At 65.1% G+C, this 15337-nt stretch carries 14 protein-coding genes and 1 tRNA gene; 3 read left to right on the top strand and 12 right to left on the bottom strand.

What is annotated here, in order from left to right:
• Positions 1-235: 235 nt before the first annotated feature.
• Genes SACAZDRAFT_RS20630 through SACAZDRAFT_RS20610 form a run of 5 tightly spaced genes read right to left on the bottom strand, consistent with a single transcriptional unit; the run spans position 236 to position 4088 of the window.
• A complete protein-coding gene (locus SACAZDRAFT_RS20630; RefSeq protein ID WP_050983520.1) occupies positions 236-2320 on the bottom strand; it encodes a cell division protein FtsK in 2085 nt (694 codons plus the stop codon).
• A gap of 31 nt (positions 2321-2351) precedes the next feature.
• Positions 2352-3152 carry a hypothetical protein gene (locus tag SACAZDRAFT_RS20625; RefSeq protein WP_005444894.1) on the bottom strand — a complete coding sequence of 267 codons (801 nt, stop codon included), beginning with the start codon at positions 3150-3152 and terminating at the stop codon, positions 2352-2354.
• On the bottom strand, positions 3149-3475 hold the full coding sequence (locus SACAZDRAFT_RS20620; protein ID WP_040928047.1) for a hypothetical protein: 327 nt from the start codon (positions 3473-3475) through the stop codon (positions 3149-3151). The genes SACAZDRAFT_RS20625 and SACAZDRAFT_RS20620 overlap by 4 nt, the downstream gene beginning before the upstream one ends.
• Positions 3472-3825, bottom strand: coding sequence for a WhiB family transcriptional regulator (locus SACAZDRAFT_RS20615; RefSeq protein ID WP_005444892.1), 354 nt, complete (start codon positions 3823-3825; stop codon positions 3472-3474). Before SACAZDRAFT_RS20615 ends, SACAZDRAFT_RS20620 begins: the two co-directional genes overlap by 4 nt.
• The gene (locus SACAZDRAFT_RS20610; protein ID WP_040927833.1) at positions 3819-4088 is read right to left on the bottom strand and encodes a helix-turn-helix domain-containing protein; all 270 of its coding nucleotides are present in this window, start codon (positions 4086-4088) and stop codon (positions 3819-3821) included. The genes SACAZDRAFT_RS20615 and SACAZDRAFT_RS20610 overlap by 7 nt, the downstream gene beginning before the upstream one ends.
• Before the next feature lie 160 nt (positions 4089-4248).
• Between SACAZDRAFT_RS20610 and SACAZDRAFT_RS20605 the strand changes: the two genes are divergently transcribed.
• Positions 4249-4638: a hypothetical protein gene (locus tag SACAZDRAFT_RS20605; protein ID WP_005444890.1), complete on the top strand. Its 390-nt coding sequence runs from the start codon at positions 4249-4251 to the stop codon at positions 4636-4638.
• 156 nt (positions 4639-4794) lie between these two features.
• Positions 4795-5928, top strand: coding sequence for a tetratricopeptide repeat protein (locus tag SACAZDRAFT_RS20600; protein ID WP_005444888.1), 1134 nt, complete (start codon positions 4795-4797; stop codon positions 5926-5928).
• Here the strand turns inward: SACAZDRAFT_RS20600 and SACAZDRAFT_RS20595 are convergent.
• Complete coding sequence (locus tag SACAZDRAFT_RS20595) at positions 5914-6462, bottom strand: NUDIX domain-containing protein (protein WP_005444887.1); 549 nt, start codon at positions 6460-6462, stop codon at positions 5914-5916. The genes SACAZDRAFT_RS20600 and SACAZDRAFT_RS20595 overlap by 15 nt on opposite strands.
• A gap of 803 nt (positions 6463-7265) precedes the next feature.
• Here SACAZDRAFT_RS20595 and SACAZDRAFT_RS23075 point away from each other — a divergent pair.
• A complete protein-coding gene (locus SACAZDRAFT_RS23075; protein ID WP_157607055.1) occupies positions 7266-8318 on the top strand; it encodes a hypothetical protein in 1053 nt (350 codons plus the stop codon).
• A 539-nt stretch (positions 8319-8857) separates the two neighbouring features.
• Here SACAZDRAFT_RS23075 and SACAZDRAFT_RS22105 read toward each other — a convergent pair.
• The 6 genes from SACAZDRAFT_RS22105 to SACAZDRAFT_RS20570 form a co-directional block, all read right to left on the bottom strand.
• A complete protein-coding gene (locus SACAZDRAFT_RS22105; protein WP_005444883.1) occupies positions 8858-10912 on the bottom strand; it encodes a hypothetical protein in 2055 nt (684 codons plus the stop codon).
• Between the two features lie 54 nt (positions 10913-10966).
• Positions 10967-13051: a hypothetical protein gene (locus tag SACAZDRAFT_RS20585; protein ID WP_005444881.1), complete on the bottom strand. Its 2085-nt coding sequence runs from the start codon at positions 13049-13051 to the stop codon at positions 10967-10969.
• Positions 13048-13722 carry a hypothetical protein gene (locus tag SACAZDRAFT_RS20580; RefSeq protein ID WP_005444879.1) on the bottom strand — a complete coding sequence of 225 codons (675 nt, stop codon included), beginning with the start codon at positions 13720-13722 and terminating at the stop codon, positions 13048-13050. The genes SACAZDRAFT_RS20585 and SACAZDRAFT_RS20580 overlap by 4 nt, the downstream gene beginning before the upstream one ends.
• Positions 13723-13802: 80 nt before the next feature.
• The gene (locus tag SACAZDRAFT_RS20575; RefSeq protein ID WP_232286310.1) at positions 13803-14699 is read right to left on the bottom strand and encodes a site-specific integrase; all 897 of its coding nucleotides are present in this window, start codon (positions 14697-14699) and stop codon (positions 13803-13805) included.
• A complete protein-coding gene (locus SACAZDRAFT_RS23945) occupies positions 14650-15117 on the bottom strand; it encodes a hypothetical protein (RefSeq protein WP_232286309.1) in 468 nt (155 codons plus the stop codon). Before SACAZDRAFT_RS23945 ends, SACAZDRAFT_RS20575 begins: the two co-directional genes overlap by 50 nt.
• Positions 15118-15183: 66 nt before the next feature.
• Positions 15184-15257: transfer RNA gene (locus SACAZDRAFT_RS20570), tRNA-Ile, on the bottom strand.
• Positions 15258-15337: the final 80 nt, after the last annotated feature.

Below are 15337 nucleotides of genomic sequence, written 5' to 3'. Positions count from 1 at the left end.
AGCTGCGGATGGCTCAGCTGATTCTGCAGCTTGACTCGCTGGCTGACGCGCTGGCCGAGTTATGTGACGGCACAGCCGCCGACGACACGGAAACACCGCCGAAACGGCCTCCTGAACGTCGTTGTGACGGCTTCCGCTGGTGGCGTCACAGGTGTCACCGACGACGTTTTCGCAGGTAGGGACGACTGGGCTCCTGTCACGGCGTGTGTGACGGGAGCCCAGTGCTTGTGACGGCTCACAACTCCTCAACTACGGCGCGGATATCGGCGATGAGGTAGCCGCGTACCTGCCGTGTTGCGCCGTCCTCGGTGGGGACGCGCTTGCGTTGTGACGAGCAGCCGAGGTCGCTCATCTGCCGCCCGAATGCGTTCGGTTCGACGTCGAGCGCGTCGACAAGCTCGGCCGTGGGTACGAAGTCCCGGTCGTCCGCGTGGGTGTCGAGGTACTCGACCACTGAGGCGAGAGGTTCCGGGAGGTCCGCCGTCGGTTCTGGATCGCTGCCCGCGCCGATGGCTTTCACGACGGCCGCATGGTCGATGCTGAGTGTGGTGTCTTCACCTGCTGCGTGACCAGTGAGCGTCCCGGCATTCTCCCGGAGCGCGCGGCCTCGGTGACAGATTTCCTGCCAGTCGTCGCCCGGCATGTAGTACGTCCGCACGGTCACCGCGACCGCGTCCGCACCGGTGTCGGTCTCGCCGTCCGGCCGCAGGATGCCGACGCCCTTGTGAGACGGCAGCAGGCGGCTGCTGTCGTAGCCTCGGGTGTTCATCTGCTCCCCCAGCACGATGTTGCTGTCTCGCCAGTCCATCACACGCAGCGCGAACCGCGTGCCGAGCACGGCCCGCAGACCTGACGGGATGGTCTTCGAGTCGGGGCGCTGAGTGGCCAGGATCAGGACGACTCCCGCTGCGGGTGCTTTCTTGGCCAGCCACGTAAGCAGCTCGCCGATGTACTCGCCCGCTGTCATCTTCCTGCCCTGCACTTCGACAGGTGTGCGGTCCTCCAATGGCACCTGGACCTCATCGATGACGAGCGCGGTGACGGGCATGTCCAGCGACGGGTCACGTGACATGGCGGGTGTCAGCTTCGACTCTGGGCATGTCTCATCGTCCAGTTCCCGCATGCGCCGGTATCGGCCCTGCACTTCCGCGACCAGTTCGACCAGCCAGTCCTTCAGTGTCAGGACGTCGCTCGGTTCGTCACCGGAGAGGAACCGGTGGGCGACATGCTCGGCTGCCATCCAGTCCTTCCCTGCTTTGAAGTCGGCCACGTAGAGCCGGGTGTGTGCGTCGAGGATGAGACCCGCGGCGGCCAATCGCGTCGCGAACGTCTTGCCTTGGCGTGGGATCGCGCCGACGAGCAGCGACGTCCACACCAATGGCAGGTCGATGCGGCGTCCTCTCGCGTCGACGCCGAACGGCACCGGTCGCCACGCATCCCAGTGAGAGGCACCGAGCAGCGGTGTCCGTTGCGGTGAGGTGGCGTACGGGTCTTCGTCGGCGACCCACATCGATACCCGTCCAGCATGTCCACCGTTGCCGCGCACGCGCTCCACGATCAGTTGGATTTCATCGACCGCGAGTGCCGACGCGAGTGCCTCCCGATGTTTGATGACGTCGGCGGCCTTGCGTGTGGCGGGCAGGTCGACCGTCACCGCCCAACCGTCGCCGACGCGCGTGGCACGTTCAACCAGCCGCAGGGTCTCGTCTTTGCCGATCAGCTTGGCGTCCCTGAAGGCGTCAACCAACACCTGTGGATCTATCGTCCAGCCCAGCGTTCGCGCTCCGGCCAATGTCGGCTTACGGCCTGGACTGCCGTCCTTCCTCCTGCCCAGCCATGCCAGTACTGCCGACGAGACAAACGCTGCCGCCCATAACGGACCGCTGCCGTAGAGGACTGCTGTGACCACGGCCGCCATCGCCAACGCGACAATGGCTGCGCCCGTCACCTTCCATCGGAACAGCGTCAGCTCTCGGATCTCGGTGAATCGGTCGGCGAGCTTCTGCACCTCTTCAGCGGCCTCTCGGTAGTCCCGCACGGTGACCCACTTTCGCCACCACCGGAACGCAGCCAGCACGCCCCGGATAACCGCCCGCAGGTACCGCCACGGCGACCGCAGGACGGCCACGGTCGTATCCTTCGCCGCCTGTGTGAGGAGTTCACGGCTCTTCAGGCTTGACGGCACACGGGGCAATGAACGCCACCAACGCACGAACCGTCGCCGCAGCGGGATTGGCACCACGGGATGCGGCAGCTCTTCGACCAGTTCCGCGTCGAACACGGGATCCGCCGCTTCCAGGTCACTCGGTCCCCTTTGCATGAGCGACGAGGTGTTCACGAACTCTTGGTCGTCACCGTTCACGAGACATCACCTCGCCTTTCACCTCGGCCGCGAGTGCCTCCGCCAGTCGCGAAGACAACCCACGCGAACAATCGGTGACCTGCCGAACCCATGCCGGAGAAATGGTCACGTCGGGCGTCCATGCCTGCCGTGCCTCGGCGAGGTAGTCGGCGAACAGCTTGCGCCGCAACGGTTTCCGTGGCGCTGTTTGCCCCGGCTGTGTCGGTTGTTGCTCGCGGGTTGCCTCGCCGAAGGCGACGTTCACGGCCTTGGTGAGCTTGTCCCGCAGGTCCGTCACGGCTTCGGCGGCCGTGAACACCAGCAGTGGCGGCACCGAGTGCAGGACGATCCCGGAGAGCGATCCAGCCGCGTAGGACTCCCAGGTGTTCATGACATACGTCGCCGCGAGCGTGAACCACTTCGCCCGCCGCACCCACCGACCTGTCGAGACCTGATACCGCGCGGTCACCTGCTCGGCCCGCAGAATCGCCAGCAGCACCAGCGACACCGTCGGGTCAAGCAGCCACGCGGCCAGCCACGGCAGCGACCAGGCAACAGCGCCGGCCGCCGCGAACGACTGCACGTTGGTCATCGTGAACGCCAACCCGAGCACGATCCCGGCCCAGCACAACCGGTCGACCTGCGCACGCACGCGCTCGACGCGCAGGGCGATCACGTCAGGGTCGGTCTGGTAGGCGCGGACCTCGGCGGCCTCGACCGCGTCCCGCGCGAGTTGTTGCCCGCTGGTCAAGTGGTGCACGGCGGCGGGTGGCCGCCCGAAGGCGGCCACCCTGTTCTTGCGCGCGATCATCGCCTGTTCCCCCGCCGTGTGGTGTCGAGCGACGTCACCGTGAGCGTGCGGGTGAGTACGTAGGCGGCGATGAGGTCCGGCAGCGCCAGCACGACCAGCAGTAGCGTCGTGTTGCCGGGATTGGCGATGACGAGCCACTGCACGCCGACGAACACCGCCGCCGTGAACAGCACCCGGCCCGCCAACGACACCGCTCGCGCACTCGCCCGTGCCGCCTCAGCGGCCTTGCGAGCACGGCGCGACCCGATCCGCCACACAGCCGCGAGAGCGAGCAGCACGCCAACGCCGACCAGCACCTGTTCCGGAGTCAGGTTCACCGTCACCACCACTCACCTGCCTGCGTGCGTCGGTTGATGTGCCGCCGCTTCCACACGCGGTAGACCTCGCGGCGGTCGTCCTCGGCCAGGCCGCCCCACACGCCGACTGTCTCCTCGCCGGACGTGCGCAGTTCGAGTTCCAGGCAGGCATTGGTGACCGGGCATCCCGCACACAGTGCGGCAGCCAGTTCGCGATCCGAATCGCCGTCGCCGGTCAGTTCCGGCATGGCGTCCCGGTCGAAGACCCAGAAGCACAAGCCATCGCGGGTGACCACGTGGCACAACACGTCGTCCGGCACGGCGTCGAAGCGGTCGAGCTTGCGGGCGGTCTCTGCGTAGTGGTCGTGGTTCACCATGCGGCACCTCCGGACAGACGAGCGACCTCCCGAGCGGCGCGGCGTTCGGCCACGATGCGGGCGGGGTCGACACAGCCACCGGACTCAGCGGCCTCGGTGATGAGGCGGTCGAGCGCGGCAGCCGGAATGACGTAGCGGTAGCGGACGCGCACCGCAGGAAACGCGTCCTCGCGGATGGCGCGGTAGAGGGTCGACGGGTCAACGCGCACGATCTGCGCGGCTTCTCGGACTGTGTAGAACACCGGCTGGCCCGTTTTGGGCATAGGGGTATCCACGAATGAATTCCTTCGAGTTGATTTCAGCTGAAAAAAGAAGTGATGTCAGCGCATAAATGAGCAGACTGATGCGATTTCCGCGAGGTCGGCCCCACGTAGGCCGGGTCGAGCGTTAACCTCGCGTCCGAGGCGGACCACGGAGGAATGGGTGACCGAAGACTGGGCGGCGGTCGCGAGGGCAATCAACGAGCGCATGCACACGCTCGGTCTTCGTCAACGCGAACTGGCGGAACGCTCGCACGTCTCGCAAGCGATCATCCGCGAGATCCAGCACCACACGGTGGAACGCCGACGTAGCGCACGAACACTGGAGGCGTTGTCGCTGGCGCTGGAGTGGCATCCCGGCCACCTGGCCGCCGTCCTCGCGGGTCGGAAACCATTGCGGCCAGGCGAAACCGGCGACGATGCCACCGACCGCATCCTGGCGCACCTCAATGCCATCGAAGGCCGGCTGGAGGAGTTGACCAACCGCGTGGACGCGATGGCCGCCGACGTGGCCGCTCTGTCCAAACCGGTCCAGCGCGGGCGACTCCGGTAGGCCGCTGATGCCGGTCTCGCGTTGCTCGCTTTCTCCGTTCATGAGTCCAGGAAACGGCAGCGGACGCGTTATTCGCAGGTGGCAGAAGTTAACAACGAATCCATTAACCAGGAATAACTTCGCAGGTCAGCGCGATTATCGGCACGGTGATAACTGATGGCCGCGACGAAACTGCAAGCCGTCCGCAAACAGCTCGACTACAAAGCCGCTGACGTCATCACGTTGTTGATTCGACGTGCGGATGCGCTCGGTGTGCCCGTGATGGAGCAGACCAGCCTGAAGACGAAGCTGTCGCGGTGGGAGAACGGCCACGAGCAGGTCAGCGAGCCGTACCAGCGACTGTTCCGTGACATCTACGGCCGCACCAACGAGGAACTCGGCTTCCCCACCGACGATGAGGACGACGAGGTCAGCGAGCTACGCTCACGGCTCGCTCTCGCCCGCAGCGTCGACGGCGCGGCAGTCGAGGCGTTCCGGCAGCAGATCGACAACGCCCGCAAGGTCGACCGGCAGTTCGGTGGCCTCACCCTGTTGGAGCAGCTCCGCAGCCTCATCGGCCAGATCGAAGACCTGTTGAGCTTCAGCACCGCACGCGGCCAACGGGAAGCGCTCGCGGGTGTGCTCACCGAGGCATCCACGCTCGCGGGGTGGGTCGCCCTCGACCGCAACGCCATCAGCCAAGCATGGAACCACTACGAACGCGCGAAGGCCGCCGCACGGGAGTTCGGTTCCACGACCGCCTTGGCGCACGCGCTCGCGGAACAGGCGTTCGTGCTCATCGACATCGGCGAAAGTCAGCACGCGGTCGAGCAGCTTGAACACGCGCGCTCCTTGGGTGAGGGCGCGGTGCCGCCGCTGCTGCGAGCGTGGCTGACAGCCGCAAGCGGCGAAGGCTTTGCCGCCGCCGGGCACCGCGACGAGGCACTACGGGCGTTCGATACCGCACACACCCTGCTGCCGACCGACCCGAACGACGCGTCGTTGCCGTTCCTGTTCCTCGGTGACTCCCACCTCGACCGCTGGCGCGGCAACGCCATGGCCAAGCTGGGCGAGCCGGATGCGGTGGAACACCTCACCGAGGCTCTACCGCGATTGCCGAAGGCGTTTGTGCGTGCTCGCGTCGCCATGATGGTCGACCTCGCGTTCGCGCACGCCGCCGCAGGCAACCGCGACCAAGCCCAGCACTACGCACGCCAAGCACGCCAACTCGGCAAACAGATCAGGTCCGACCGGCATTTACGACGTCTCAGCGGCCTTGTGTTGCCGATGAGCGGCTCACGACTTCTGTGAGTTCAGGTAGTACAGCAGCGCGACCAGCGTGCCCGAACCAAGAAGCTCCTGTCGCTGCGCAAGCTCGTTGACCCGCGACAACGGCACCCACTCCACCCGGCCGACTTCTTCGGTGTCGGTGGGGTCGCCGATGTGCTCAGCACCGCGCCACAGGTAGATGTCCATCGGCGCGGTGACCTGACCAGGAAGCGGCTCGAAGCTGACGAGATGCTCCCCATCCCCCAACGGACGCCAACCACTCTCCTCAGCAGCCTCCCGCGCAGCCGTAGCAGCGGAGTCCTCGCCATCGTCAACCAGGCCACCGAGCAGCTCATAGCCCCACTGGTCCGTGGCGAACCGATACCGCCACAGCATCAACGCCTCGTCCCGCTCGTTCACCACCAGCGCGATCGCGATCCGCGCCAGGTGAACGACGTGGTACTCCCACCGGTTGCCGTTGGGAGCCTGCACGTCGACCAACCCCAACCGCACCCAACGGTTGTCATAGACCAGCCGCTCGCCGAACGTTTGCCACGCGCCATGCTCGTCAGCCACGAAACATAGGCTATCCGCTGCCCAAGGCAACGCGTCTATACACAACGTCAACACGAGAGCTAGGTCGCCCCAGCCACCACGCAGCTGCCGCGACCAGCGTCGAGCCAAGTCAGATGTTGCAGGCCAGCGTCGACGAGCTCGGCCGCAGCAGTGCGTAGGCGTGATCGGGGCGGCCAGGCACTCCTCCGAACGGGTGAAGATTGTCAGCAGTGCAGCGAATTAAACCGGACTCAGGCCGCAATCTACTGTCGTCGCACCATAATGACCGCCGACCTCACTACTGCCATCGGCTGCGCCACCGCCGCGACCTTGTGGTGGGGCCCGCCAGGGCTGCAAGCCACAATCGTGGCCGCCCTCGCATGGGTACTGCTGATCTGCGAAGGCATCCACCTATTGAAAGTCGCGATCGGGCGTTACCTTCTCGAGCATGGCGGCCCCCTGATGGGGAAAACTTCGCTGACCAGACCGGCATCCCTGTCTTGCTATGGACTCTCGCATGGTTGGCTTTCAACGGCTGGTGCCTGTGGCTTGCCGTGCCCCTGCTTGTGGTGTGGTGATCACCAAGAACCCAGGATGAACAGCGTAGGCTGTTCAGCATCAGCAGGCAGCCCACGGAGACGGCGGAAGCGTCGGCAGCTCTCCGCGTCTCGCGTGAGACGGAGCTCGAGCTCGCACGACATGAACGCCCACATCCGCCGGCCACTCGGTCCCAATCACGGCATCCAGCAAAGACAACACCTGATACGGCATCTACCAAAGCCTCGACGTCTGCCACACCGCCCTTGTCGCCGACAATGCCGCACGTGAGGCGGGAACTGTGCCAGCATGATCCTGTGCTCCACCGGCGAATCTCAGTTGCAGAGGCAGTACGGACCCGCACTGCGAAGCGGACAAGCCTGCTCGCCCTCGCCTTCGTCCTGGCCGGGGCCGTCACCGCGATCCCGGCCAGCTGGCTGACCACCGCCGCAACGTTCGTCAGCACATGGGGATTCTCCGAGTGGGTCCTGACCAGCGGCCTTACCGTGCTCATAATCATCGGGGTCTTGCGCGCCGTGACTCGGCACCCTGACACCCGGCGGGAAGTACGGCCATTGCGATGGTGGTGGGGTGTGCTCATCGCCGTAGCGGTCCTTGCCGCCACGGGACTCAGCCTGGCGTGGTTGCTTGACATTGCCGAGCAGCCACACCAACCACAAGAGCGCTCCATGACCCGCATCGAAGCCATCCGCACCGCCCTCACACTCGGTGCGGGGCTCGTCGGCATTGCCATCCTCGTGCTCAACAGCCGGCGACAATGGCTTGCCGAACACACTCAACGCCACACTGAAGCTGACGCTGCCGAACAGCGCGTTACCGAGCTGTACACGGCCGCCGCCGATCAACTCTCCTCGGAACGTGCCCCCGTCCGCATGGCTGGCGTGTACGCGCTTGAACGCTTAGCGCAAGGCAACCCACAAGAGAGACAAAGAATCATCAACGTCCTCTGTGCCTACCTGCGCATGCCGTTCGAACCGCCAACAAGTTCTGGCCATCCCAATATTCGCATTCAACATAAAGACGGAACCCTTGAGGAATGGCAAGTTCGCGCGGCGATACAGCGTCTGGTTCATGAACATCTGTTCAGAGGCCCTGTCATTATTGACGATAGGTGGATACTCGAGGGGAACGCAGATCGGTGGTCCGAGGTTGAACACGTCGATCTCAGGGGAGCCACTCTGATTGATCTCGACTTTCACGGTATCGATGTATCAAGGCTGTCGCTTTCCGGAGCCATATGTGTTGGTGAGACGGACCTTATAGTATGGCGTACGTACGATCGCTCGACATCGATGGCACGGAATTTCTCGACTGGGTAAACTACGAGAGATCTAAGCTGGAAACGGAAGACGGTAAATTGACTGCAGCGACATATCGCGGAGGTTGGCGCTCACCAGAGGGCGAAGAAATCACCTGACGCGCGTGCGACCCAGATGTGTCTGACTGTGCGGTCGCTGCACGCAACAAAGTCGAACCCGACGGTTTCGAGCACCCATCTTTGGGCCCGTACCTCAACCACTACTGGAAGCCACCATGCTCCCGTAGCAGGGTGCCGCCATAATACATGGGGTTGATTGCTACCGGCTTACCCTTTCGACTCCACTCCCTTGGAGAGCACCTTTAACTTACTCCCCAACGAGAATGGCACCCCCTACGCGACATCCTCTCCACGTCCCTCGCTTCGTCGGCCGTCGGAGACTAACCCCCCGCTACTGTGACGACCAAAAATCAGCTTCGTGGCCGAAGTCTCACGACATGGAGCCCCACCTCCCACATGCGCGGACGCCACCGAGAGGAGTGCCATCAAGCGCGGCTTTCAGGGCCGAACTCAGACACAGGGGCGCCTTGAGCTGTGCGTTTATTTTGGTTCCGGCACCGGTGCAGGGCGTAGCAGGTTGGGATTCTCGCGTCCTCCCGGGATACGGACAATCACAACAAGGCAAGGTCCGCGTTCGCCGGTTCGCCTGACAGGTTCAATCCAGATGCTGTCGAAGAGGTTGACGGCCCCTTCGGATCCTACTGTCTTGTCGAGGGCGAGGAGGATCGCGAAGGCGGCGTTGGTGTTTTGGTATTCGGCCGCCTGAGCGACGTAGTGCCGTAACCCAGCTTCGCTGGCGTCCTCTTCTTCGATCTTGCATTCGACGTTGAACTGGACCGCGCCGAAGGATACGAGGATGTCGGCTCGACCGCCGCCTTTGTCGATCACTTCGGAGTGGACTACACCGAACAGCGCGGAGTAGGTCAGCACTTCCCGGTAGTGCTGGTGGAAGAGGGCTTCGTCGACCTTTTGCTTCTTGCCATCCTTATCGCGTCGGCGCAAGAACTCGGTGTAAGAGCCGCCCATCTTCCGGCCGATGTCGTAGCAGAGGTAGGCGTAGCGGATCGTCACTTCTAGCAGGACGGTGAACTCGACGGCGATGCGGGGCAGCCAGTCGTGGGACTCCTGGAGTTGACGGAGTAAGCGGTCCATGAGACGGCTGTACTTAGGATCGGCGATGCTCGCCCGGACGTCGTCGTGGGTCCGTAGTGCCAGTTCCAGCCGGTCTAGGACGTGCTCGGGGGTCTGGTCAACCAAGTTAGCGAAGTCGTTTGGGAGTTGATGTGCCAGCAGCTGCCAGCGTCGCGCTTTTCCCTGATCACTCGCCCGCCCAGGCGAAGGATCGTCTGTCCTGGTGCGCTGGAGGAGGGCGGCGTGGAGCTGCTGGGCCGCTGGGTCGCTGCGGAGTTCCTCGTCGTGGTCCAGGGCGTGCCGCAGGATGCGCTGCCGGTGCTCTTGCTGCAGAAAGGCGTCTTCGATAACCGGCGCCACCAGGGTGTCGACCACTAAGGCCGCGGAGTTGCCGGTGAGAACAGCGACGGTGTTGTGCGCGGTGTAAGCGCGTAGCAGCGCGGTGAGGATGCCGTGGCCCTCGCCGAACCATGGGTCGTCATGCCCCATGTGCGTTGCGGCCGCTTCCAGGAGGACGGTGAGTTCCGACCAGGCGACGATGTCGCTTTGGCGAGGTTGCGCCCAGCCGGGGATGCGGGTGCGGTAGCGCCAGGAACGGTAGCGCTGGAGGACGTCGCGCAAGGTGGCTGCGGCGGCCGGTACCCGCGTGGGGGCATCGGGTGCGGACAGGCCAAGGACGGCATTGATGGCCGCGTGGTAAAGCTGGGCGTCGAGGCGCTCCGGGTCGAGAGCGATCAGTTCAGCCAGGCGGCGCTGAGTTCTCCTGAGCTGCTCGACCATGGGAGCGTACTGGTCCTGTTCCAGCGCCTGGCGCAGGTCGCCGAGAGCCAGTTCGAAGGCCGCGTCCCGGCAGGTGTAGTCGAGCATCAGGCAGCGTTCCAGGGCTTCGCGGAGCCCGGCGCCGGGGTGGTGGGCATCGAGGACGCCGAGCAGCCGAGGGAGGCGGGTGACGAAGGCCTCGGGTAGAGCTGCCGGGTCCTCGGTGGCCTCGTCCATGGCGCCGAGGACCCTAGCGGCGCTGGTGATGCCGGCCAGGGTGAGCTGGACGAGGCAGTCCGCGGCTTCGGCAGCGATGAGGGCAAGGGCGGGGTCGTCTTCGGCGTCCTGGGCATCCCGAAAGCGGGTAAGCAGAATCCGGGCGAGGGGGGTGCCGAGCTCGCGGGCCAGGGCGGGGTAAGTGGTGAGGGCGTCGGTGGCACTGGCGAACGCGGCGTGATTGTTGTTGGCCCGCAGACCGGTGAGGATGGCATCGCGCAGCGGCTTACCCGCTTCGCTGCCGGCCACGTCCAGGTGATGTGCAGCCGCCTGGATGAGATGATGCAGGAAGGGACCGCTGGCGAGGTCGTCGGCGGCGGCGAGGACCCGGTCGATGCCTCCGAGGTCGTCCACCGTGGGCCCGTCACGGAGCTGGGATCGGGAGGCGCTTGCCGCCCAGCTGGCCAGGCGTTCGTCGATGGCGTGCACGATGCCTCCCTCCTCGTTGCTGTGCGTTCTCCGGGTATTCCTCCGGTCCGGACTCTAGAAGAGCTGCCGCTTGTCGGGGGCGGTCACGATACGGTCCTTGGGGAAGATTTCCCACACCGCCTCTTCGATCGAAGTGATCACGACCTGGATGTCAGGGTCCGTGGCGGCGGTGTCGTAGAGCGTCTGGATGGCCAGGCGCGCGTTCTCGCGGGAGAGCTCCTCAGCGGTAGGGGCATCTATCAGCAGCAGTCCGGGGTGGGACATGATGCCGCGGCTGCGGCCGACCTTGATCATGCCAACCACGGCTGCGATCCGCATGCGCAGACGGTCGGTCGGACTGAATGCGGAGAACCGGTGGCGGCCGCCGGACTTCATGGCGTTCAGGTTTCCGTTCAGGCCGAGGTTCACACTCGTGAGGTTGGCCACCCCGAGATCGCGGGCGATCGTGACGATCTCGTCGTTGAGGTCGGCGAATAAAGCCTTGCTGTGCTGTGAGACCACGTTCGACAGCACGTCAGCAGCGGCTGCGAGGATGTCGTCGTCGGTCTCAGCGGTCGGTGCGCTGGCCGCTGCCGTTGAGGAGGTGACGTAGTCGCCGACCACGGCTGGTAGCCCTGCTCCGCTGCCTGTGGCGATAGCAAGTGCCCCTCGGAGTTGGTGAACCTCCTGCCGAGCAGCTTCCAAGTCGGTGTACCAGTCCCCTGAGCGCGCCGCCGCAAGGCGGGCATTCGCCTGGTCGTAGGCGGCGCGACTCTCGCTCAATGCGGCGGTGGCGGAGTCAACGGCTTGCCAGGCAGTGTCTTGGGCCTTACGCGAGGCCTCCACGCGGTCGTCCAGGCGCTGGAGCAGCTGGGCCTGGGCCTCAGGCTCTTCCTGCACCTCGGGCAGCGGATGAGCGCACACCGAGCAGCGGTGCTCGGTCTCCTCGGCGGCCCGTCGGGCATCGTTAATCTCGTGGTCGCAGCGCGGGCATGCCTCCGGGTCAAGGGCGCCTAGGAGGAGCCGCGCGGCGTTACTCTGCCGTGCTCGGCGGGCCGCTTTCTCGTCCTTCAGGCTGGCTTTGCGCGCGGTGGCGTACTGTTCCTCGGCCTGCTGGTGGACTACTTGGGCGGCGGCCATCTGGCGGGCCGCCGCGTCGACGTTGGCGAGCAGCTCCGTCAGGTCGGGCTGGCTGGCTTCCAGGGCCGCCACCCGGTCCTCGGCGACCGCGAGCGCCCGACGAAGCGGTTCGGTTTGCTGCGCGCGGGCTTGGGCATCCTCTTTGGCCCGGCGCTGGATGCGGTGGCTTTCCTGGTCCTCTTTCCTGCGGGCGGTGGTGAGATGGGTGAGCTCGGAGGCGTAAGGGACGTCGAGGAAGAGCTGCATCAGCTTGACGGGAAGCTGGCCGATCGCCGTGGGACCGAGCAGGATGCTGGCATTCGCCGAGTTCAGCGCGATGGCGTAGAAGTAGCTGGCCCAGCCGTGGATCCGCTCAACGCTGTCGCGTCTGCCCTTGGCGTCCTTCGGTGCGCCAACCTCTGCCGTCCACAGCGAGAGCGGCCGCAGACCGAGCCGCTCGAGCATGAAGCGGTCGATGAGCTCCTTGACGCCGTCCGGCTCGGCGGTTGCCGCGACGCGCACGGCTGGGCCGCTCTCCTGGCGGCCTTCCAGATCGGTGAGGTGCTCGAGGGTGTCAGCGGTGAGCAGCCGGGCGCTGGGGTGGTCAGGCTGTTCGAAGGTCAGTCGGACGGACACGGCGACGCCAGCAACCTCGATATCGGCACGCACGTACGAGAACCAGCGCACCGTCTCGGGTCGGCGGAACGCATCGAAGCCCTCCCCACGCAGGGCGAAACTCAGAGCCCACAACAGGCTCGACTTGCCGGCGTTGTTGATGGTGCTGGCGATGGCCCATGGCCCTGGTCCCAGGGGAATGTCCACTGTGAACGGACCGTCGTTGTCATCGGTACCGACCTTGGTGCCTTCGCAGTACAGCCGATGCACGACCAACTGGCGCCGCGCGGGCAGCGGACTGGTGAGGTGGATACCGTGCTCGGCCAGCACCTCCCGGACCCGGTCCGTGTCGGCCGAGGCCACCCGATCGGCAATCTGCTGGTACAGCTCGCTCTCTGATGGGACAGGCAAGGGCTCGGTGGTCACGCGGCATCCCCCTGGTCTGCCTCAACACGCAGCCGGGCGAGGCGCGCGCGAGTGCGGTCGGCGATGGACGGAATGAACTCGTTCAGCGGAGTCTCGGCGTAATCGCGCTGGAGGTACTGCCGATTGCGAAGCGCCAAGGCGGTGTGCCCGGTGGCCTCGGCTAGGGCCCGGATGAGCTGAGCGCGCTCGGTGTACCACCGCAGTTCGGGGAACTGCTCGGTTGCCCGCTCTGCAACCTCCCTGCCCTTGGCCGTGAGGTAGTAGTTGTCCTGCAGCACACGCTGGGCAGTGCGTCGCGGAACGACCACCAACAACCGCGGCGCGACCAGGACGCTCAGCGCCTGGTCGAGTTCCTCGAAAGCGCCGAAGAGATAGCGCAACATGGGGATGGCGCAGATCTCCGGCTCATTGGAGTCCAGAATACTTCCCGCCAGCTCCAGGTTGATGGCCTCCCCGAAGCGCTCGTAGTCGTTGAGGAGCTCATCCGCCAGGTAGTCCGGGTTGCGCAGCCAGAAGTCCAGCTTCTGCAGACGGCTCTCAGCACGTAGCACAGCCACCGCGTTCTGCGGTGCTGCTGACTCCTCCGCCTCGTTCAGCGGCTCCGCAACCGCCGCGATGAGCAGCAAGAGCCGAATGGCAACGGAGAAGCGATCCTCCTCGTCATCATCCACTCACTCACCGTAATAAGACAGCACGTCGTCTATCAACCCTCGTACTACATGTACCGTGTCATGATTTCTGATAGGGGTTTTTAAACCTGACGCTTTGGCATCCTCGATCCAAGAATCTCCGCCGCTTTTCGGTCCGCCGCCGCAACCCACGCGGCATACACCCGTAGCGTCGTCGCACCGCCTCCGCCGTGGCCGAGGCGGCCCGCCACTGTTCGCAGATCGATGCCCGCCGTCAGCAGTTCCGTTGCCGAGTAGTGCCGTAGGGCATGGATATGGGTGTCGATGCCGAGGCGGGTGGCCATCTTCTTGTAGCGGTTCGACACCGCATCCGGCGGATAGGGCTTTGTGATGGCGCCACGCATGCCGGCGAAGACGTACGAGTCTTCATCCCACTTCGCGCCCAGCTCCGCGAACAAAGCTTGGCAGCGCCGTTTGTGCTCACGCAGCAGAACCGTCGTTTCCGTGTCGAGCGCGATCCGACGCATCTGGTGCGTCTTCGTGTCCTTCTCCCTACCGACACCCTTCAACGTCGTGTAGCTGCTGCGCACCTCGACTATGCCTTCGTCCAGGTCGATGCGGGACCAGCGCAGCGCACAGACCTCACCTCGGCGCATGCCCGTGGTCATCACCAGCCACACAAGCGTGCCCCATGCCTCGTCCAGCTCGAACGCCTTCTCCACCAGCCGCGCGGCCTGCTCCGGCGACGGCGGGTTCGGCTGCGGCGCTGGCTGACGTGGCCGCTGCGCCACCTTCGCGGGATTGGAGGCGATCCAGTCCCAACGAACAGCCGCGTTCAGCACGCCGCTGATGATCGCGTGAATCTGCCGAACCGTGGATGACGCCATGGGCTTGCACTCATGCGGCTTGCACTTAGCCTTCTCGCAGTTGTGCTCGCCTTCCACCTTGTGCTCGACGAAAGGCTTGCCACTACAGCGAATCCGGCAACGACGTAGCTCGCCGTACAGCGTTTCGAGCATGCGCGCGTTCAGCTTGCTGACGGACACATCCCCCGAGCGCCGGGCGGATGGTGCGCTCGATGTAGCCGACGTATCCATGGCGGGTCGTCGGCTCGATGTCGGACGAGCGCAGCCACTCGTCGATGGCGTAGGAGAACGACACCGACGTACTCGGCGCGCGTTGCTGATCAACCTGCGCTTGCAGCTTCGTCAGGGCCTTCTCCGCACGTCGCCGAGCGGCCGTATCCGTACCCCTGATGGTTTCCGAAAGGTAGATCTCCTTGCCGGTCACCGGGTCGACGCCCGAATAGACCCGCACCTGCAGCGAGTTGCCTCGCTTCCGGATATTGCCTCGTCCACGTCGATCGACGGCCCCAGTTGATCGAGTCATGGGCACAGCGTCCAGCCAGGTCAGGCAGCACGTCAACGAGCTGTCCATGGACAAAACCATGGACAGCCAATCGCCGTCGATCTTGACGCCGACCAAAATCCCTGGTCAGATGTGTGGGCCGGGCGGGACTCGAACCCGCGGCCAAGGGATTATGAGTCCCCTGCTCTAACCGACTGAGCTACCGGCCCCCTGCTGGGCCGCGTCGTTCCCAGCGCGTGGAAACTATAGCGCGCCCGGCGTCGGCGGCTGGGATCTGCCGCTGCGTGTG

The sequence above is a fragment of the Saccharomonospora azurea NA-128 genome (assembly GCF_000231055.2).
Lineage (GTDB): Bacteria > Actinomycetota > Actinomycetes > Mycobacteriales > Pseudonocardiaceae > Saccharomonospora > Saccharomonospora azurea.
This window is presented reverse-complemented; position numbering and strand designations above follow the sequence as displayed.

What these genes read in the sequence shown, in the direction of transcription:
- SACAZDRAFT_RS20630 (WP_050983520.1), bottom strand. Translation starts at nt 2,320, where the DNA reads ATGCAAAGGGGACCGAGTGACCTGGAAGCGGCGGATCCCGTGTTCGAC.
- SACAZDRAFT_RS20625 (WP_005444894.1), bottom strand. Translation starts at nt 3,152, where the DNA reads ATGATCGCGCGCAAGAACAGGGTGGCCGCCTTCGGGCGGCCACCCGCC.
- SACAZDRAFT_RS20615 (WP_005444892.1), bottom strand. Translation starts at nt 3,825, where the DNA reads ATGGTGAACCACGACCACTACGCAGAGACCGCCCGCAAGCTCGACCGC.
- SACAZDRAFT_RS20610 (WP_040927833.1), bottom strand. Translation starts at nt 4,088, where the DNA reads ATGCCCAAAACGGGCCAGCCGGTGTTCTACACAGTCCGAGAAGCCGCG.
- SACAZDRAFT_RS20600 (WP_005444888.1), top strand. Translation starts at nt 4,795, where the DNA reads ATGGCCGCGACGAAACTGCAAGCCGTCCGCAAACAGCTCGACTACAAA.
- SACAZDRAFT_RS20575 (WP_232286310.1), bottom strand. Translation starts at nt 14,699, where the DNA reads ATGCTCGAAACGCTGTACGGCGAGCTACGTCGTTGCCGGATTCGCTGT.
- SACAZDRAFT_RS23945 (WP_232286309.1), bottom strand. Translation starts at nt 15,117, where the DNA reads ATGGACAGCTCGTTGACGTGCTGCCTGACCTGGCTGGACGCTGTGCCC.